The sequence below is a fragment of the Sphingomonas horti genome, from assembly GCF_009753715.1.
Lineage (GTDB): Bacteria > Pseudomonadota > Alphaproteobacteria > Sphingomonadales > Sphingomonadaceae > Sphingomonas_B > Sphingomonas_B horti.
On the sequence record NZ_WQMS01000006.1, the window covers coordinates 34267 to 53716 of the forward strand.

Consider the following 19450-nt stretch of genomic DNA (forward strand, 5'->3'; position numbering starts at 1 on the left):
GGGCTTCTCCTCGCTCGAATGGAGCTGATCTGTTGGATGCGAGGGGCTCCGGGCCCCCCTTACGCTTAGCGGGCGGCGAAGGTCGCCTGGTCAGGCGGCGGCGTGCCGATCGCCGGCGCGTCGGCGATCCGCTGAGGCGTCACCTGGCCGGGGCGGACCTGCACCTTAGCGCCGGGAGCGGCCAGCTGCGTTCCCGAGATCACGACGCGATCGACCGGCGTCAGGCCGGATCGGATGACGCGCAGTCCGTCGACGAGCGCGCCGACCGCGACCGGCCTGGCGGCGACGGTGCCGTCCTTGCCGACCACCAGCACGATCTTGCGCGCCTGGTCCGTCTGGACCGCGGCATCGGGCACCAAGAGCGCCTTGACCGTGCCGCCGCTCGCCAGCCGCATGTTGCCGAACATGCCAGGCGTCAGGAACATGCCCGGATTGTCCAGCACCGCGCGGCCCCGGATCGTGCCGGACCTCGGATCGATGCCGTTGTCGGTGAAGTCGAGCCGGCCTTTCCAGCGATAATCCGGCTCGTCCTGCAGCCGGATTTCGACCCTCGAGGCTTCGGCGCCTTGTTCCTGGGCACGCTTCGCTTTCAGGAACAGGGCCTCGGACGCGTCGAAGCTGAAATAGATCGGATCGAGCGCATTGATGGTCGTGAGCAGCGAGCCTGCCGCACCGTCGCCGGCAATGACGAGATTGCCTGGATCGATGCGCCGGTCGGACACGCGGCCGCCGATCGGCGCGCGAACCTGGGTGAACTCCAGGTCGAGCGCGCGTGAGCGGACCCGCGCCTGCGCGCCGGCAACGGCAGCCACGGCCGCGCGCACCCGCGCCTGGAGCCGGTCGACTTCGCTTTGCGACACCGCCTGATCGTCGAGCAGCCGCTGCGCACGGCCCAGATCGGCCCTGGCCAGCGCGAGATCGCTCTCGGCGCTCGCCAGCCGGGCGCGCGCTTCGGCAAGCGCCGCCGCGAACGGGCGCGGGTCGATCGTGAACAGCACCTGCCCTTTGTGCACCGTCTGTCCGTCGGTGAAATGAACGGCCGTGATCTGGCCAGACACCCGCGGTCGCACCTCCACCGCGCGGCTCGCTTCGAAGCGGCCGACATAATCGTCCCACTCGTTGACGTCGCGAACCAGCGGCTGGGCGACGGTCACCGTCGGCGCCGGCGGCGCGGGAGGGGGCGGCGCTTCGCGATTGGCGACAACCAGTCCGCCGAGCAGCACGGCGAGCGGCACACCGACAAAGGCGCCCTTGCGCCACCGCGCGCCAGCCCCGGGCTCGCCCGACGCGGCGACGTCGTTCGTCTCTTCGATCTTCGAAATCATGTTCATGGCTCAGGCCCTCCGGCGGCGCTCGCTGCGGCCGCGGCTGATGCTGGTGACGACGAGTTCGAGATGGTCCGGCGTGAAGCCTGCCGCGTAAAAGCCATCGACCTCGGATTCCGGAATGGCAAAGCCGCGATACCAGGCGTGCACCGACACCCGGCGCAGCGCTTCGAGCCGCGGATCGGCCAACCGGTTCTCGGTCCTTCCTCCGAACAGCGCGGCAAAAGCCGTCGCCATCCGTCCCGGCGTGCGCAGCGACGCGAGCGTATCGCGCCGCGCCAGCGCCACGACCGACCATTCGATCGCGCTCAGGCTCACCTTCGGCGGGATCGGATCGTGGCGCGCCATCATCGGCGCGGTCGCCGCGGCCGGCTCGGCGAAGCTCAGATAAGCCATGGTCAACTCCCTTTTTCTCCGCCGGCGCCGGGCGACCAGCACCCGTTCGCGAAAGCGCAATGCGCCCGCGTGCTCCGGCACTTGTTTTCGGCGGCACGAATGCGTCGCAGCGATGCTATCGCCGCAGCTCGTTTCCGTGGGTTTATGTTAGTGGTGGCACCTCGGCCGCTAATCTCTACCGGCCGGTATATAATCCGTTCAGCCGGCGTTCAAGGCTATTTTATACCGATCGGTATGAAGTTTGGGCGCAGGGACTTGATTTGCCGGCGAAACTTTTTTTCACGCAGCCGGCCAGAACGCCAGGCTGGTCTCGATCAATCGCTCCAGATCCTCGCGCGATGCGCCGGCGCCCGCCTGCACGGCCATGCCCTGCAGGATTGCGTAGAGATAGCTGGTCAGCCCTTCGACATCGACATGGCCGGGCAGGTCGGCCTCGGCCTTGGCGCGCTCCATACGCGCGACCAGCGCGCGACGGGCCGAAGCACCGCGTTCGAGCACGAATTCGCGTATCGACTGCGCTTCCTCGCCGCACGCGACCGAACTGATCACGCCCAGGCAGCCGCGCGGCTCGCAATTGCTCGTCTGGTTTTCCAGCGCGCCACGCAGCAGATGCTCGGCGACTTGGCGCGCGGTCGGCTCGGCCAGGGCCTTGCCGACATAGTCCATCTTCTCGCGCTCGTAGAGGTCGAGCGCCTTGCAGAACAGCTGTTCCTTGTTGCCGAAAGCGGCGTAAAGGCTGGGCCTGGTGATCCCCATGGCGCTGGTGAGGTCGGTCATCGACGCGCCTTCATACCCCTTGCTCCAGAACACGCGCAGCGCCGCCGTCAGCGCCTGCTCCGTGCAGAACTCACGCGGACGGCCGCGATGGGGAACGGCGGCGCTCGATTCCATAACGAGCGGTATATAAGTTATCGGCGCCGGTCTGACCACCCCCCGACGTCACATCGTCCGATTGGGGAATCTGGCCTCGCGCAGGCATGGTGCAGAACGTCCGCCTTGGCGTTTGATAGAACTTCAGGTCCGTTTTGCGCGCCGGCCAGTCGGCCAGCGGCCCCGTTGGAAGGCGGCGCCTCGGCCCGAAACGCAATCAGGAAGAAAGAATAGCGGAATGACTAATTCGGCCAGGCTGAGGCAGGTCGCGGCAAGTCGACGAATGGGCTAGCCCAGATGCCCTTCCTGCAACGCTTTGAGCGCCGCGCGTGTCCTGTCCCGGGCGTTGAGCTTGAGCAGCAGGTTGGAAACGTGGTTCTTGACGGTCCCTTCCGCCAAGGCCAGCAGATCGGCGATCTCCTTGTTGCTGTAGCCCGCGCAGATCAGATGCAGCACCTCTTTTTCGCGCCCGGTGAGCGCCTCCGCGGCATAGTCGTCGGATGACGCCAAGGGACTGCGGCGGATTGCCGCCATCAGGCTCTCGGTCATGGCGGGCTGGAATGCAGTCTTGTTGTCGGTGAGGGCTCGAATGGCCTGCGCTAGATCATCGAGCGCGACATCCTTGAGCATCAGGCCCTTGGCGCCGGCCTTGATCGCCGCGATCGCTGCGTCGCCATCGTCGAAGGTCGTCAGAACAAGCGTCGGCGGCAGCGCATCCGCCGCGCGTAGCGCCTCGAGAACGGCGATGCCGTTCAGCCGAGGCATGCGGATGTCGAGGAGGAGCACGTCGGGTCTGAGCTCCGGAATCCTTTCCAGCGCCTCCTCTCCGTCCCTCGCTTCCCCCACCACCTCGATGTCGTGAACGAGCTCGAGCAGACCGCGAATGCCCTGGCGGACCAGTGTCTGGTCGTCGACGAGCATGACCCGGATCATGCGGGCCGCGGCGCAACCAAAGGCAGCCAAGCATCCAGCGTGAAACCGGGAGCGGCCTCGGTTCGCACGGTGAGCCGGCCGCCGAGGGATTCGACCCGCTCACGCATGCCGAGAAGGCCGTAGCCGGCAGCCGAAGCGATACGCCGCGTCGCGCCGTCGTTGCGCGCCACGAGACGCACGCCGTCACCATCCGAGGTTACGTGAAGCCACAGGTTCGAAGCGTCCGCGTGCCTGACCGCATTGGTGATGGCCTCCTGGGCGCAGCGGATCAGAGCATGTGCCTGGTCGGGGCTGACTCGCACTCCTGGAGACACCGCCACATGGACCGCGGGCGTAGGAACGCTTCGCGCAAGCGCCTCCAATGCGTCCTTCAGATCGCGAGGTTCATTCTCGCGCAGAGCGGCGACGACGTCGCGCACCTTGGCGAGCAGGTCGCGGGCCAAGCCTCTCGCCCGGATCACATGATCGGTCGCTCGCCCGTCCCCGGTCACATGGCTTGCGATCTCAAGCTGCAGCCCCAGCGCGGTCAGCTCGTGGCCCCAGGCATCGTGGAGCTCGCGCGAAATGCGCAGGCGCTCGGCGTCGCGGGCGGTGTTGGCGATGACGGCCTGAGCGGATTGCAACTCCCTGTTCGTCTGGCCTAACACCCGCGCCGTCTCCGCTTCGCGCCGCAGCGCCTGTGCCGTGAAGACGAGCAGCAGCTGCACCGCAAATGCCTTGCCGATGACCCAGCAAAGATCGGGATTAAGCGCTTGCGCGAGCGCGCCGATGACCGCGAGCGTCTGAAATGCCACCCAACCGAGCGCCCTTGCAGGGGTGGTCGCCAGCGCTGCCTGCCACGCGATGATGACGAGGAATTCCGACATGCCGGCCCATGGAACGATGATCGCCATCGCCAATACCGCCGCGAGCTGAACGCACAGCAGGGTCCACAAAAGCCTCGGACGCAGCCTCAGTATCATCGCCCCGAGGACTGCCGCTCCGAAGATCATGAAGGGCGCGAGCCAGGGCGCCGGCACGGGCGCCCCGCGCACGGTCGCGCCGGTCATGAACTTCTGGAGGACCGGCCAGCCCAGCGCCAGCCACACCGCCAGCGCAGCGACGCAGAAGAGCCAGTGGTGCCGGGATCTGAACTGGCCTGCCATTGACCGATGCTGTCACAGCGAAGGACGCATGGCCATAGGCCAAAGGTCATGGTTCCAAGGTGCGACCTGGTCCTCAGCTCTCCGCATATTTGACCGCACAGCCATAGGGGCGGCTCGTCGGTACCGACACGGCCTTTCCGGCCTTCAGCTCGGTGAGCGCCGCCAGTACATGATTGCGCGCGCTTTTGATATCGGCGGGGTTGGCGGTCGGCTTGTCGTCGATCCCGCCGGCATAGACGAGCGTGCCGGCCTTGTTGACGACGAACATGTGCGGCGTTGTCTTGGCATCATAGGATTTGCCGACGTTGCCGCGCGGGTCGAGCAGATAGGCGGTCGGCCGGGCACCGCTTTGCGCCACAAAGGCCTTGGCTTCCGGACCGCTCATATATCCCTGCTTGCCCGGCGCGCCCGAGTTGATGGTCAGCCAGACCACGCCGTCCTTCGCAGCGGCTGCCTGCGTCCTTTGCATGTTGCCGCTGCCGTAATGTTTCCTCACGAAGGGACAGCCGGGATTGGTCCACTCGAGCACCACCGTCTTGCCTCGGAAGCCCGAGAGAGTGACGATCCGGCCGTTCGCGTCGGTCAGCTTGAAATCGGGCGCGGGCTTGCCCACGACCGGAGTTGCCGAAGCGGGTGCGGCGATGATGGCGAGCGCGGCGAAAGCGTTGAGCATCTGCTTCATTTGGACATTCCTTCCTTCAGCTGAGCATCGACACGAGCCGCGAGGGTGTCAGGACCTGCGGCAGGATTTCGGCCGGCTTGCCCGGCGCGTAATAGAGGTATAGGGGCACGCCGGAGCGGCCGTGCTTCTCCAGGAAACGCCCGATCGCCGGATCGCCGCGTGTCCAGTCGCCGACCAGCACCGCGACCTGCCTGGCGGCGAACGCCTTCGCGACCTGCTGGCGTTGGAGCGCGCCTCGCTCGTTGACCTTGCACGTCACGCACCAATCGGCGGTGAAGTACGCAAACACGGGCCGGCCTTCCTGTTGGAGCGCAGCAAGCCGACCCTCGCTGAACGGCTCAGTTTTCAGCGCACCCTGAAGGGGCGCCTGCGCGGAGCCCGCCGCGGCGACAGGAAGAAGGAGCATGACCTCCAGGGCGATCAGCACGGCGGGGGCGAGCGGAACCCATGCGGCGCCGCGACCCTGGCTTCGTCCCACCCACCACAAGGCAAGCCCGAGGACCATCGCCGCAGTCAACCCCAGCGCCATCCCGTCCACGCCCGCCTGGCGGCCGAGGATCCAGGCCAGAGCAAGCGCCGTGAGGAACATGGGCACCGAGATCAGTCGCCGGAACTGTTCCATCCACGCGCCCGCCTTCGGCAGGCGCCGCCGCAGCGCCGGAACGAAGCCGAGAAGCAGGAACGGCAAGGCGAGACCAAGGCCCAGGCCGGCGAAAATGGCGAGCGCGGCGGGCGCGGGAAGCACCAGGGCTGCGCCGAGCGCGGCGCCCATGAACGGGCCGGTGCAGGGCGTCGCGACGAACGCTGCAAGGGCACCGGTCCAGAAGGCGCCAGCAAGGCCACGCCTTTCGGCGAGCCGCCCGCCCAGAGTGACGGCGGGAAGTTCGAACAGCCCGGCGAGATTGAGCGCAACGGCGGTGATGAGCAGCAGCAGCAACAGGATGATGCGGGGATCCTGCAGCTGGAACGCCCAGCCGGCCGCGGTGCCGCCCGCCCGAAGGGCGAGCAATGCTGCCCCAAGTGCAAGACAGATCAGCACGGCGCCCGCCGTATAGGCGATCGCTTCCTTCTTCGCCGCGCTTTCATCGCCGCTGGCTTTCGCCAGGCTCAATGCTTTCAGGCTCAGGATCGGAAAGACGCACGGCATGATGTTCAGCAGCAGCCCGCCGAGAACAGCGCCCAGCAAGGCAGGGAGCATCGCAGAGGCACCTGATGCCGAGTGTTGGATCGCCAGCTTGACTGGCTTGCCGCCTGCGGGGACGGTGCCCGGTGTCGCCCTCAACGTCACGCTCGTGCCTTCGTTCAGCTTCAGCACGCCATCGACGACGCCGAAGCCGCTGCCATTCGAGAGCGCCTCGGTTTCGACGATGAGCGTATCGCCCGCCCGGGAGAAGATCTGCGGCGCCGCGTAGGGCACGACTCCGTCCGTCAGGGGATAGAAATACGGCTCGCGAAGCGTCAGGTCGGCGGGAACTGGGATTGCCATCCTGAAGCGAGACCCGATCCGCTCGAATCGCGCTTCGCTCCCGAGCGGCTGCGGCAGCGCCTGCCGGAAGGGATCGAACATCGCGCGCTTCGTCTGCGCGACCGTTGCCGCCCCTGTTTCCAGATCGACGGCGACGTTCGCCGTTTCCGGCACGCACAACTCTTTCGTGCAGGCGAGATAATCGACACGGGCGCGGATCGGCAGCTTGGTGCCTGCCGGAAGCGTCGCGGGCACCTTCACATCGACAAGAAGGGCGTAATCGCGCTCATAGACATAGTTCATCAGGCCAGCGACGATCAGCCGCCCTGGCAGCGGGTATCGGATCGGCCCGGCTGCAAGCCCCGCCGGCAGATCCCACGCAATCTGCGTCTCCATGCCGCTGTCGCCGGGATTCTTCCAATAGCCGTGCCAGCCCGGCGCGGGCCGCATCATCAGTGCCAGCGCCACGGTCTCACCCGGGGCGACGACCGACATTTCGGGGATCAGGCTGACCGCGATCGCCCTCTTGCCCGGCTCGGGCAGCTGACAATGGGCGGCCGTGCCGAGCAGCATCGCGGCGAGCCATGCGACAACCAAATGCGGCAAATATCCGTGGCGTGACATGCGGCAGAAGCTGCCACTGCGCAGGCCGCTTCACCAAGTGCCGAAGGTCACGGCTCCAAGGTGCGACTTCCGGCACTTAGGCGAGGTACGGAAGGCCGCCACACGCGTCACATCGGGAGGTGCGATATCCGCGTCAGTCGGCGGACGATGATCGTGGGTGCTGCTGCAGCAGCCGCGGCGCGGCCTGCATTGTCTCGGGCCATCCAGGTGGATGGTACGACCGCGCCATCATCATCGGCGCGCTCTCGCCAAGACGAAAGAGCGCCTTGCCGCCTGCCCAGCGGATAGCTCAGCGGGCATGAGGATAGCTAGACGCCGTCGGCAGAGGCCCCGTTTGCCGGCGGCTGAAGCCGACCGGCCCGGCCGATGTTGCGAGCATGGGCAAACCTCGCCTTGACTGCGGTGGAGAAGGTCCTGCCGACCGGCACCAGGCTATTGTCGGTCAGGCAGAGGGAGAGCCTCTGCCCGTCTATCCGCACGCCCGCGACCGCTGTGTGGGCCACCCACCAGCGGCGATGAACCTGCGCTCCCAGCTTCGGGTCGAGCAAGGCTACCGCATCGGCCATCCGCATCAGGATCAGGGCGCTTCCACCGAGCGCATGCACGCGAAGATAGTGATCCTCCGTTTCGAGCGCGATTATCTCGCCGCCGATGCCCGGCGGCAGTCTGCTGAGCAGCGCGGACGGATAGGCAGCAGGAATCGCGTCTTCTTCTGGTTCCGGTTCTTCTGGTTCCGGGAGGACCGGCGCCCGGCCGGGTGTCCCGGCATCACCCGAACCAGGCGCGATCACCGTCGTCGCGTAAGCTATCAGCAGTTGAACGGCCGTCACCGCCGCGAACAGCGCCGGCAGCTGCTGGGGCGTGTAAAAGCGCCCTGGCTGAACGAGCGACATGGTCCAGGCGACGACGAACGTCATCGGCAACGCAGAGACCAAGGCGACGGCTCCGATCCGGATCGCACCGGCGCGACGCCTTGTCATCGGCAGCACAGCGTTCGCCGCGACGACAGCTACCGCGCCGGCTGCCGTCAGCCCCAGCCAGAATGCGTAACGCGTTGCGGTTGGAAAGGCCGGGTAGGAGCCGAAGGGGCCCGCGAAGCCGAGAAGCAGGCCGACCGGTATTGCGGCCAGGAAAGGCCTCCAACTTCCCCAGGAGGGCCGTTGGCGCTGCGTGAACTGCATGCGTCTCCCATTGGCGAAAAAGTGGACGCTATTGGCGAAGGCACGGCTTGTCGATGGGAACAAGACAAGCAGATGTCGAACTGCTGCCGGCGCGATCCGCGCCCCAAAGCTTGTCCATGGAGAAATGACAATGAAACGCTTGATGACGCTTGCCCTGGCGGTTGCCTTCGCTGCCCCTGCAGCGGTTGCTGCCCAGCCCGTACCGTCGATCGCGGTCAACTGCGACGCGGGAGCCGCTACGGCGGCCGCCGAGGCCCCGAACCTCCATGGCCATTGGGATTTCCTGATGGTTCCCCGGGGCACCCCGAGTTTCGGGCTTATGTCGATCGGCTTCATCGGCGCTGACTATGGCGGATCGCTGGCGCCGGTGAGGACCGCGCCCGTTGTCCTGCGCAATGTCACCTTGACCGGCAACAGCATCCACATGGTCGTCGCCTCTCGCGAGGGCGATGTGCTGTTCGACGGCAAGCTCTCGGCCAAGGGCGACTTTATGTGCGGGACCGTCACCTACCATGGCGGCGACACCTTCCCGATGGTGGCGCAGAAGCGGCCATCAACCTACCAGTCCCAGCCTCAGGCTCAGCGGGCGCGGTAACCGGAAGAAGGTGGGCGGCAGCGGGGGCCTCGGGTTCCGGCGCCGTCATTGTTTGCGGCAAGGTGGTCGTTCCTAACGACCGCGGATATACGCCGAATGGACAGTGCCCAATCCGGCGCCCATGTGGGCTCAAAATCAGCGCCAGCCCGTTTGAGGGCGGCGTATAACTCAGGCGCCGTCTTGGGCGGCGCCGGCAATGTGCTCAGAACGCCGAGGATGGCGACATGGTTGGCGTGGGTAAGCGGGAACGCGCTGAACTCCGGATGCTGGGGATCAGGTTCCTCGAGCGCTTCGTTGATCAAGTGCTCGGCCGTGGCGAGCGCCTCGTTGACCGAGCGTGTGCTCACCGCTCGCAGGAACACATCGCCGGGCAGAAATTGCGGATCCAGTTGCGCGAGTCCTCGCCCCGATCCGGCGGCGCAAGTGTGATCGGCGCCTGAAGCATCGCCGACGTCGCCACCTCGCACTTACGTCGCGCCTCTTCCGGGATGTTCGGGGGAATCTGCCGCCAGATGTACTACGCCCCGGTCTGGAAACGCCACCAGGGGCGTTGCCATCGAAGCCAATCCCGCCTCGCTGTACCAGCCTTAGGCGAACCCGGTGTAAAACCAGGCTTTTCAGCAGCATGGGCGAGACTGGTGACCCCTACGGGAATCGAACCCGTGTTTCAGCCGTGAAAGGGCCGCGTCCTAACCGCTAGACGAAGGGGCCATAAGGCGTGGTCCGCGCGCCCTATTGAATCGCCGTGCGCGGGTCAAGCGGGTCAGCCGCGGGGCTGTGGCAGACCGCCCGCAGCGTGGCTGCCTCGTCCCGGTTCCATTCACCGTACCGTTCGCTTCGTGGAAGTGGAGAAGCGGCGGGTTCGGAGTTGTCGTTTCTCCACTTCGCTCGAAACGGGCGGCGCGGACTAGCCGGAGAGATCTTCGATCCCGCTCGCGACCCGGTTCATGTCCGCCGCCAGCTTCGCCTCAAGCGCGGCGTCGTCCAGCCGGTTGAGCGCGACGACCTGCGGCATCGAGAGCCCCAGCCGCAGCGTCGCGCCCCAGCGGCCGTCTTCCAGCTTCACGCATTTGACCGGCTGGCCAAGCCGGATGCCGAGCTCGACCAGCGCCTTGTGGATGCGCGTGGCCTCGTCGAAATCGGGATGGCCGGGCCGCCGCGAGAGGTCGATTGTGGAGAGCGTCCGCATCTCGATCGGATGCGCGTCGCCTTCGGCGCGATGGCCGGGCGGGTAGGGCGCCATCCGCCGGCCGCCCAGGCGATCGACCATAGCGGCGCGAACGGCGGCGTGGAAGGCGAGGATCACGCGCGTGACCCGCTTCAGAGAAAGCTGCTGGAAGCGCTCCAGCTCGAACACCGATGCTTCCAGCCGGAGCAGAAGGCCCGGATTGGCGCTGTCCTCCAGTGCGTCGGCGCCCGGCCAGCCGGCGGGCCATTCCGCCCGGCGGAACACATTGTCCAGCCGTTCGGGCAGCTTCGGCGCGCGCGCGGCCAGTGCCGGCGGCACCAGCGCGAAGCCGCTGAACGGCGGGCCGCCCATGAATTTTGAACCGGTCACGAACACGATCGCATCGCGCTTCAGATAATCCGCGATCGCGGCGCTGGTGATCCGCGCCTGGCAGGCGTCGACGACCAGCGTGATGCGATCGCCATGCCGCGCCACCAGATCGTCGATGTCCTCGATCAGCGGCAGGATCAGCCCGGTCTTGGAGCCATGCACGACATGGACGAGCGTGCGGGCGTCGCCGGCATGCTCGATGCCCTGCTCGATGCGGTCGCGGATACAGGCGCTGGTGAAGGCATGGCCCAGCGCGTCGCGGACGGGCACGTCCTCAATGCTCACGCGCTCGCCCAGGCCCGGAACCAGGTCGCCGGGCTTCACGCTCGCCCCGAGCGCAGTCTCGTTCGCGAAGTAGCGGCCGTGCGCGGAATGGATGCAGCCGCTGCCCACCTCGTCGGCGCCGAGCAGCACATTGTGCAGCCCCGCGGCGCGGTCGTGGACGCAGGCGAGCGCGACATATTCGAGGTCGGTGCCCGAAGGCGCGAACACGATCGCGACATCGTCCGGCACGCCATAGGCCGCGCGGATGCGGCCGCGCAGCGCCTCCAGCCCCGACGCATAATCCTGCGCACCGAGTTCGCTCACGCGCGCGAAGGCGTCCGGCGAAATATCGTTCGCAGTCGAGGATGCGTAGGCGAGCACCTCCTGCGGCCAGGGGGCCGAATAATAGCGGTTCTGGTGCCGCTCGGGCGTGAGGACTATCCGGGCGTCGCCGCCGGTTGTCATCAGTTCGGCGGCGCGGCTCTCGGCGGGCGACAGGTCTTCGAAGCGCATGGCGGGCGGGTTTAGCCCCGCCTTTCGCATGCGCAAGCCGTCCCATGCTTGGCGAGACCGTTCGGCAGGCCTATGGGGCGCGCATGACCGTTCAGCCGCTGACCATTCCGCAGGAGGCGAAAGACCGCCTCAAGATCATGTTCATCGCCAAGCACGCCAAATGGGGCGGCGGCCTGCATCCCGAAGACGGCAACCACGCTCTCTATCACGTCGAGGTGCGCGAGATTCTGCAGAGCCTCGGGCTGAACCTGACGCTTGCCGACAAATATGACGCGCTGTTCGGCGATCCCGGCGTCGATTTCGTGTTCCCGCTGCTCAATCGCGGCGGTTTCCTCAATTCGGAGATGATGCTGCCGCTGCTCTGCACGCGGCTGCGTCTGCCCTATCTGGGGGCGTCGCCGATCCTGCGCGGCCTATCCGACGACAAGCACCTGACCAAGCTCTGCGCGGTGTCCCGCGGCATCCCGACCGCGCCGTGGAAGATCTTCCGCCGCGGCGCGCCGGTAACGGAGGACGGGGCGCCGATGGCCGAGCGGATGGTGATCAAGCCCAATGCCTCGTCCGCGTCATGGGGGGTGATGGATGCGCATGACTGGATGAGCGTGAAGCGCGCGATCGCCGAGATCCACGATATGGGCCATGATGCGATCATGGAGCCGTTCCTGATCGGCTCCGACGTGGAGGTTCCCGTGATCACCGTCGGCGGCCAGCCGCTGGTGATGCCGATGATGCTGTTCCAGCAGGCCGATCCCAGCCACCTGCGCACCTATTACGAGAAGCGCGACCTGGTCGATCGCGCGCAGAAATATCAGCTCGTCGACTTCGAGGATGCGAAGATCCAGCCGATCATCGACGGCCTGACGCGCAAGATGCTCGGCGAGTTCTTCCCGTTCGACTATGGCCGCTACGAGTTCCGGGTCGACCTGGAAAAGGGCGAGGTGCGGTTCCTGGAGGTCAACCTCAACTGCAACCTGTGGTCCGAAAAGGTGTTCGGCCGCTCCGCGAGACGCTACGGCTGGACCCAGCCGCAGCTGATCGAGACGATCCTCGCCGAAAGTCTGGATCGCCACGGCCTTCTGAACGGTTGAGTCGGGCGCGCCTGCGCCGTATCAGGCTTGCAAATCCAAGGCGGGGAAGAAGATGGCCGAATTCGCGCTGCCCAAGAACAGTGTCGTCAAGAAGGGCAAGGCCTTTCCCGCCGCGCCCGGCGCGATGCGCGTGCGCAAGTTCAAGATCTACCGCTACGATCCGGATTCCGGCGAGAACCCGCGCTACGACATTTTCGAGGTCGATCTGGACAGCTGCGGGCCGATGGTCCTGGACGCGCTGATCAAGATCAAGAGCGAGCAGGATTCGAGCCTGACCTTCCGCCGCTCCTGCCGCGAAGGCATCTGCGGGTCCTGCTCAATGAACATCGACGGCCGCAACACGCTCGCCTGCACCCACGCGATCGAGGATTGCCGCAAGGAAGTGCAGATCACGCCGCTGCCGCACATGGACGTGATCAAGGACCTGGTGCCCGATTTCAGCCGCTTCTACGCGCAATATGCGTCGATCCAGCCCTGGCTGAAGACGGTGACGCCGCCGCCATCGGGCAAGGAGCGGCTGCAGACCCCCGAAGATCGCGCCAAGCTGGACGGCCTCTACGAGTGCATCCTGTGCGCCTGCTGCTCGACATCCTGCCCCAGCTATTGGTGGAATTCGGACAAGTTCCTGGGCCCCGCGATCCTGCTCCAGGCCTATCGCTGGCTCGCCGACAGCCGCGACGAAATGACCGGCGAGCGGCTGGACGAACTGGAAGACCCGTTCCGCCTCTATCGCTGCCACACGATCATGAACTGCGCGAACGTCTGCCCGAAAGGCCTCAGCCCGGCCAAGGCAATCGCGGAGATCAAGAAGATGGAAGTCGAACGGATCATTTGATGCATTTTCCTCCCCTCCCTTGCAGGGAGGGCGATCCGGCATGACCGATCTCCCCACCGGCTTCCTCCACGAGCCCGATCCCGACAATCCCGGATGGATGCGCTGGGGGTTCCGCGACCCGACCCGGTTCAATTCCGCGCTCGGCAAGATGATCGTGCGGGTCGAGGATGACGGGCGGGTGCGGATGCGCGCCTTTCCGGACCGCAGCCACTCGAACCTTGCCGACAATGTGCATGGCGGCGCGCTCCTGGGATTCATCGACGTCGCCCTGTTTGCGACGTCGCGCAGCAAAGGGATCATCGAGGCCGGGACTGCAGTGACGCTCGACCTGTCGACTCAATTCATCGGCGCTGCCGGTATCGGCCGATCGCTCGATTTCGTCAGCGAAGTGCTGCGCACGACCCGGCGGCTGGTGTTTATCCGCGGCCTGGTGGAGCAGGGCGACACCGTCGTCGCTTCCTATTCCGGCACGATCCGCAAGCCGAGCGGCACATGAGCAGCGTTTACGAGCGCTACGACGCGCTGGTCCGTGACGGCCAGTTGCGGCGTGATCCCGCTCAGGCCAGCGCGGCGCAGCTCCTCGACCGGCTCGCGAACGAGCTGGAGGCCGTGGCGGACCGCGGCAGCATCCTCTGGCGGTTGGCCTCCCGGCCGCGGCCGCAGCCGCGCGGCGTGTACATGTGGGGCGGCGTCGGGCGCGGCAAATCGATGCTGATGGACCTGTTCTTCCACGAGGTCCGGATCGAGAAGAAGCGCCGCGTCCATTTCCATGAGTTCATGCTGGAAGTGCACGACCGGCTCCGCATCGAGCGCGCGAAGGAGGAAGGCGATCCGATTGCCGCCGTCGCCGCCGACCTGAAGGGCGAGGCGCGGCTGATCGCGTTCGACGAGATGGTCGTCAACAACTCGCCCGATGCGATGATCCTGTCGCGGCTGTTCACGTCGCTGATCAACGCCGGCACCACGGTCGTCGTCACTTCCAACCGGGCCCCGCGCGATCTCTACAAGAACGGGTTGAACCGCGAGCATTTCCTGCCCTTCATCGATCTGGTCGAGCAGAAGCTGGACGTGGTCGCGCTGAACGGTCCGACCGACTATCGCCTGCAGCGCATGTCGGGCCTGAAGACCTGGCACGTGCCGAACGGGCCCGAGGCGACCAAGGCGCTCTCCGACGCCTTCTTCCGCCTCACCGACTTTCCGGTCGAGGATCGCGCGCACGTGCCGACGGAGGACATTCCCGTCCCCGGCGGCCGCACGCTGCACGTGCCCAAAAGCTTGAAGGGCGTCGCCGTCTTCTCGTTCAAGCGGCTGTGCGGGGAAGCGCGCGGCGCGCCCGATTATCTCGCGATTGCGCGGCGCTTCCACACCGTGATCCTGGTCGGCATCCCGAAGCTCGGTCCCGAGAACCGCAACGAGGCCGCGCGGTTCGTGACGCTGATCGACGCGCTCTACGAGCAGAAGGTGAAACTGCTCGCCGCAGCCGATGCCGAACCCGCCGGGCTCTACGAAAGGGGCGACGGCCGCTTCGAGTTCGAGCGCACGGTCAGCCGCCTGATGGAGATGCGCTCCGACGCCTATCTCGCCGAAGGCCATGGCGAGCGCTAATCATGGAAGAATCGCGAGGGGAAACGAAATGCGCCTGATCGGACTGACTGCCCTGCTGCTCGCCGCGCCTGCGCTGGCAACGCCGGCGAACAATCAGTGGCACGCCAAGGCGCGAGAGATGCTGGACAAGGCAATCGCCTATCCGACCGTCGCGGGGCGCGGGCAGGTGCCCGCCTATGCGCAATACCTCGCCGACCAGTACAAGGCCGCCGGTTTTACCGACATCCGCATCGTGCCTTATGAAGGACTGAAGGACGACCACACCGCCGCGCTGATCGTGCGCTGGCCGGCCGCCGGCAGGGCCAAGGCCAAGCCGATCCTGCTGCTGTCGCACATGGACGTGGTCGAGGCGAAGGCATCCGACTGGACGATGGACCCGTTCAAGATGGTCGAGAAGGACGGCTATTATTACGGGCGCGGCAGCACCGACATTAAGTCGGGCAATGTTGCCGTCACCGCCGCGCTGCTGAAGCTCAAGGCGGAAGGGTTCAAGCCGAAGCGCGACCTGATCGTCTTCTTCACCGGCGATGAAGAGACGCAGATGAACGGCGCAAAGCTGGGCGCCAACGACTGGCGCAAGCAGGGCTGGACCGATGCCGAATTCGCCCTCAATTCCGATGGTGGCGGCGGCGCGTTCACGAAGGACGGGCGTTCGCTCGGCTTCGGTCTCCAGACGGCCGAGAAGACCTATCAGAGCTATGACTTCACCGTCCGCAACCGCGGCGGGCACAGCTCGCGGCCGCGGCCGGACAATGCGATCTACGAGCTCGCGACGGCGCTGAAGAAGCTGGAGGCCTATCGCTTCGAGCCGCAGCTGAACGAGACCACGCGCGCCTATTTCACCGAGCGGGCCAAGCAGGAGAAGGGCGCGCTGGGTGACGCGATGCGGGCCTGGCTCGCGAATCCGGCCGACGGCGCCGCCGCCGACGCGATCGAGGCCAGCGAGCTGGAAGTCGGCACCACCCGCACGCGCTGCGTCGCGACGATGCTGTCGGGCGGGCATGCCGACAACGCACTGCCGCAGATCGCCACGGCGCGCGTCAACTGCCGCATCCTGCCCGGCGTCGAACCCAGGGTAATCGAAGCGGAGCTGAAGCGGATGGTCGGGCCCGGCGTCGAAGTGACGGTCGCCGACGATCCGAACGTGCCGACCCCGGTCTCTCCGCTGCGGCCCGACGTGGTCGGCGCCTACACCGCGTCGGTGCACGCGATGTTCCCGGACGCGCAGATCATCCCGCAAATGTCGACCGGCGCGACCGACGGCAAGGAGTTCCGGGCGGTCGGCATCCCGACCTACGGGGTCGACGGCGGCTGGATCATCTCGCCCGATGACGAGCGCGCGCACGGCCGCGACGAGCGGCTGCCGGTCAAGGCGCTCGACGACGATGTCGATCATTGGGTTCGCATGATCACGGCACTCGCGAAATAGGCTGAAGCCGGCCGCTTCTCGCGCCCGTATCTCTCGGGCATAAGGCGGACCGGGAGGGCCAATGGCCAAGCCGACTGAGCGCATCTACCGTCACCGGCTCGGCACGCGCATCTGGCATTGGGTGAACGCCGTCGCGATCGTCGTGCTGCTGATGAGCGGCGCGATGATCTTCAACGCACACCCGCGCCTCTATTGGGGCCAATATGGCGCGAATTTCGACCGTGCCTGGCTCGAGATCGGCGCCGATGCCCGTGGCGGCTATTTGCATCTGGGCGACCGCCGCTTCGACACCGATGGCGTGCTGGGGCGTTGGCGGGCGAGCGACGGATCGGTCCGCACCAACGCTTTCCCCGGCTGGGCGACGATCCCTTCCGGCTACAACCTGGCTCTGGCCCGGCGCTGGCATTTCACCTTCGCGCTGGTGCTCGCTTTCGGCCTGCTGCTCTTTCAGGTCGCCAGCCTGTTCAACCGCCATATCCAAAAGGATTTCGCGCTGCGGCGGGGGGAGATCGCGCCGGCAAGCCTGTGGCGCGACGCGGTCGCTCATTTGCGGCTCCGCTTCCACGATCCCGACAATCCGGGCGCATTCAACACGCTGCAGAAGCTGAGCTACATCACCGTCGTCTTCATCCTGATCCCGCTGATGATCTTCACCGGCCTGACGCTGTCGCCCGGCATGGATGCCGCCTGGCCGTGGATGCTGGACCTGTTCGGCGGGCGCCAGTCGGCGCGGTCGATCCATTTCATTGCCGCCGCGCTGATCCTGCTGTTCATCCTCGTGCACCTGGTGCTGGTGCTGCTCGACCGGCCGCTCGACGGGCTGCGCGGCATGATCACCGGATGGAGCCGGCGATGATCGTCACCCGGCGCAAGCTGATCGGCGGCCTGGCCGCGGGCGGGCTGCTCGGCGGCTGCGACAGGCTAGGCGAGAGCCCGCCATTCCGCAAAATCCTGTTCTCGGCCGAGCAGGCGCACCGGTTCCTGCAGCGGGCGCTGACCGATCGGATGGCGCTCGCGCGCGAATACCGGTCCGACCAGATGAGCCCGGTCTTCCGCACCAACGGCACCAACAATCCAGGAACGCCTGACTATCAGGCGCACGTCGACACCGGTTTCACCAATTGGCGCCTGCAGGTGGACGGGCTGGTCGCACGGCCGCTCGCGCTGCCGCTGGCCGAGCTGCGATCCATGCCGACGCGGGTCCAGATCACGCGCCATGATTGCGTCGAGGGCTGGAGCGCGATCGGCAAATGGCACGGCGTGCCGCTGAAGCTGCTGCTCGACCTGGCCGGCCTGCGCCCGAGCGCGCGCTACATCGTCTTCCACTGCGCCGACCGGATCGGCGGCGCGCCCTATTACGAATCGCTCGATCTGGTCGACGCTTTCCACCCGCAGACGATCCTGGCCTGGGGCATGAACGATCGCCTGCTGTCGGTCGGGCACGGCGCTCCCGTTCGGCTGAGGGTGGAACGGCAGCTCGGCTATAAGCACGCCAAATACGTGATGCGGCTGGAGGCCGTCGACGATCTGCGCCGCGCGGGCCGCGGCAAGGGCGGCTTCTGGGAAGATGTCGCCGATTACGAATGGTATGCGGGAATTTAGCACGGCGGATGCGACCAAATCGATTCGCATGCGTTCCGCAATCAAATGGCTCTGTTCGACGCATTGATGAGACGTGTGATCAAGCGCGGCGAACTCACGATCATCCATGCCGACGGACGCGAGCAGACATTCGGCCGGCCCGGCCCCGACTTGAAACCGGTCACCGTCCGCTTTGTCGACAAGGAGACGCCGCGGCGAATCGCGCGCTGGCCGCGGATCGGTGCGGGCGAAGCCTATATGGACGGCCGGCTGATCGTCGAGAATGGCGATATCCTCGACCTGATCCGCCTGGTCCGCAACGGGAACCCGTTCGAAAAGGGCGGCAAGCTGCAGGCGCCCAATCCGATCCGCCGCGCAGTGCTCGATATCCTGGGCCGGCTCGACAGGCTGAACTGGTCGCGGCGTTCCAAGCGCAATGTCGCCCATCATTACGACCTGTCGGACCGGCTCTACGATCTCTTCCTCGACGCCGACCGGCAGTATAGCTGCGCCTATTTCACCGACCCGGCGAACAGCCTCGAGCAGGCCCAGGCGGACAAGAAGGCGCATATCGCGGCCAAGCTGGCGCTGCGGCCCGGCCTGAAGGTGCTCGATATCGGCTGCGGCTGGGGCGGCATGGCGCTCTATCTGAACCGCGTCGCCAATGTCGATGTCCTCGGCATTACTCTCAGCGAAGAGCAATTGGCGGTCGCCCGTCGCCGCGCCGAGGAGGCCGGCGTCGCCGATCGCGTCAAATTCGAGCTGCTCGACTATCGCGCGGTGACCGGCGAGTTCGACCGGATCGTGTCGGTCGGCATGTTCGAGCATGTCGGCCCGCCGCATTACCGGACTTTCTTCCGCCAGTGCCGCAATCTGCTGTCGGAAGACGGCGTGATGCTGCTGCACACCATCGGCCGCATGGGCGGCCCCAGCACGACCGATGCCTGGACCGCCAAATACATCTTTCCGGGCGGCTATATCCCGGCGCTGAGCGAGATCGTGCCGGCGAGCGAGAGCGCGCGGATGATCGCGTCCGACGTGGAGGCGCTGCGGCTTCATTATGCCTTTACGCTCCAGCATTGGTACGACCGAACGGTCGCGCATCGCGCAGAGATCGAGGCGCTCTACGACGCTCGGTTCTTCCGCATGTGGCAATTCTATCTGGCCGGCGCGCTGACCTCGTTCGAGGGCGGCGGCATGTGCAATTACCAGATCCAGTATATCCGCAATCGCCGCACGCTGCCGATCACGCGCGACTATATGGTCGAGGCGGAAGCGGCGCTCCGCCGCCAGGAAGCCGGTGACGGAGAGGCGCAGATCGCGGAGCGCCGCCGCTTCGGCTGATCGCACCCTGCCTTGCA

The 19450-nt window shown here is 66.4% G+C and carries 19 protein-coding genes and 1 tRNA gene; 10 read left to right on the forward strand and 10 right to left on the reverse strand.

Features of this window, described 5'->3' with window-relative positions; all coding sequences use genetic code 11:
• Nucleotides 1-65: 65 nt before the first annotated feature.
• The 8 genes from GON01_RS03725 to GON01_RS03760 all read right to left on the reverse strand — a co-directional run bounded on the left by GON01_RS03725 (nt 66) and on the right by GON01_RS03760 (nt 8621).
• Nucleotides 66-1331 carry an efflux RND transporter periplasmic adaptor subunit gene (locus tag GON01_RS03725; RefSeq protein WP_157026039.1) on the reverse strand — a complete coding sequence of 422 codons (1266 nt, stop codon included), beginning with the start codon at nt 1329-1331 and terminating at the stop codon, nt 66-68.
• A 3-nt stretch (nt 1332-1334) separates the two neighbouring features.
• Nucleotides 1335-1721, reverse strand: a complete 387-nt coding sequence (locus GON01_RS03730; protein ID WP_232328647.1) for a hypothetical protein — start codon at nt 1719-1721, stop codon at nt 1335-1337.
• 279 nt (nt 1722-2000) lie between these two features.
• Nucleotides 2001-2612, reverse strand: coding sequence for a TetR/AcrR family transcriptional regulator (locus tag GON01_RS03735; RefSeq protein ID WP_157026040.1), 612 nt, complete (start codon nt 2610-2612; stop codon nt 2001-2003).
• Nucleotides 2613-2879: 267 nt separating this feature from the next.
• Nucleotides 2880-3512: a response regulator gene (locus GON01_RS03740; RefSeq protein ID WP_220128448.1), complete on the reverse strand. Its 633-nt coding sequence runs from the start codon at nt 3510-3512 to the stop codon at nt 2880-2882.
• An 8-nt stretch (nt 3513-3520) separates the two neighbouring features.
• Nucleotides 3521-4669 (reverse strand): sensor histidine kinase, encoded by a 1149-nt coding sequence (locus tag GON01_RS03745; RefSeq protein ID WP_157026042.1) that lies wholly within the window; start codon nt 4667-4669, stop codon nt 3521-3523.
• Between the two features lie 73 nt (nt 4670-4742).
• Entirely contained in the window at nt 4743-5351 is a 609-nt protein-coding gene (locus tag GON01_RS03750) for a thioredoxin family protein (protein WP_157026043.1), read from the reverse strand.
• 16 nt (nt 5352-5367) lie between these two features.
• Nucleotides 5368-7413 carry a protein-disulfide reductase DsbD family protein gene (locus GON01_RS03755; protein ID WP_232328648.1) on the reverse strand — a complete coding sequence of 682 codons (2046 nt, stop codon included), beginning with the start codon at nt 7411-7413 and terminating at the stop codon, nt 5368-5370.
• Between the two features lie 335 nt (nt 7414-7748).
• Nucleotides 7749-8621, reverse strand: a complete 873-nt coding sequence (locus tag GON01_RS03760; protein ID WP_181599874.1) for a LytTR family DNA-binding domain-containing protein — start codon at nt 8619-8621, stop codon at nt 7749-7751.
• Nucleotides 8622-8751: 130 nt separating this feature from the next.
• Between GON01_RS03760 and GON01_RS16555 the strand changes: the two genes are divergently transcribed.
• Nucleotides 8752-9216 carry a hypothetical protein gene (locus tag GON01_RS16555; RefSeq protein ID WP_181599875.1) on the forward strand — a complete coding sequence of 155 codons (465 nt, stop codon included), beginning with the start codon at nt 8752-8754 and terminating at the stop codon, nt 9214-9216.
• A gap of 224 nt (nt 9217-9440) precedes the next feature.
• Nucleotides 9441-9656: a hypothetical protein gene (locus GON01_RS03770; RefSeq protein ID WP_157026046.1), complete on the forward strand. Its 216-nt coding sequence runs from the start codon at nt 9441-9443 to the stop codon at nt 9654-9656.
• 196 nt (nt 9657-9852) lie between these two features.
• Here GON01_RS03770 and GON01_RS03775 read toward each other — a convergent pair.
• Nucleotides 9853-9927, reverse strand: a tRNA-Glu gene (locus tag GON01_RS03775).
• Between the two features lie 196 nt (nt 9928-10123).
• Nucleotides 10124-11551 (reverse strand): hypothetical protein, encoded by a 1428-nt coding sequence (locus GON01_RS03780; RefSeq protein WP_157026047.1) that lies wholly within the window; start codon nt 11549-11551, stop codon nt 10124-10126.
• An 83-nt stretch (nt 11552-11634) separates the two neighbouring features.
• Here GON01_RS03780 and GON01_RS03785 point away from each other — a divergent pair, with 83 nt between their 5' ends.
• From GON01_RS03785 to GON01_RS03820, 8 genes are all read left to right on the forward strand, one after another.
• A complete protein-coding gene (locus tag GON01_RS03785) occupies nt 11635-12639 on the forward strand; it encodes a D-alanine--D-alanine ligase family protein (RefSeq protein ID WP_157026048.1) in 1005 nt (334 codons plus the stop codon).
• A 52-nt stretch (nt 12640-12691) separates the two neighbouring features.
• Complete coding sequence (locus tag GON01_RS03790) at nt 12692-13474, forward strand: succinate dehydrogenase iron-sulfur subunit (protein WP_157026049.1); 783 nt, start codon at nt 12692-12694, stop codon at nt 13472-13474.
• 40 nt (nt 13475-13514) lie between these two features.
• Nucleotides 13515-13970: a PaaI family thioesterase gene (locus GON01_RS03795; RefSeq protein WP_157026050.1), complete on the forward strand. Its 456-nt coding sequence runs from the start codon at nt 13515-13517 to the stop codon at nt 13968-13970.
• Entirely contained in the window at nt 13967-15079 is a 1113-nt protein-coding gene (gene zapE / locus GON01_RS03800; RefSeq protein WP_157026051.1) for a cell division protein ZapE, read from the forward strand. The genes GON01_RS03795 and zapE overlap by 4 nt, the downstream gene beginning before the upstream one ends.
• Nucleotides 15080-15107: 28 nt before the next feature.
• Nucleotides 15108-16508, forward strand: coding sequence for a M20/M25/M40 family metallo-hydrolase (locus tag GON01_RS03805; protein WP_157026052.1), 1401 nt, complete (start codon nt 15108-15110; stop codon nt 16506-16508).
• A gap of 61 nt (nt 16509-16569) precedes the next feature.
• Nucleotides 16570-17364: a cytochrome b/b6 domain-containing protein gene (locus GON01_RS03810; RefSeq protein WP_157026053.1), complete on the forward strand. Its 795-nt coding sequence runs from the start codon at nt 16570-16572 to the stop codon at nt 17362-17364.
• The gene (locus GON01_RS03815; RefSeq protein WP_157026054.1) at nt 17361-18110 is read left to right on the forward strand and encodes a molybdopterin-dependent oxidoreductase; all 750 of its coding nucleotides are present in this window, start codon (nt 17361-17363) and stop codon (nt 18108-18110) included. The genes GON01_RS03810 and GON01_RS03815 overlap by 4 nt, the downstream gene beginning before the upstream one ends.
• 45 nt (nt 18111-18155) lie before the next feature.
• Nucleotides 18156-19433, forward strand: coding sequence for an SAM-dependent methyltransferase (locus tag GON01_RS03820; RefSeq protein ID WP_157026055.1), 1278 nt, complete (start codon nt 18156-18158; stop codon nt 19431-19433).
• Nucleotides 19434-19450: the final 17 nt, after the last annotated feature.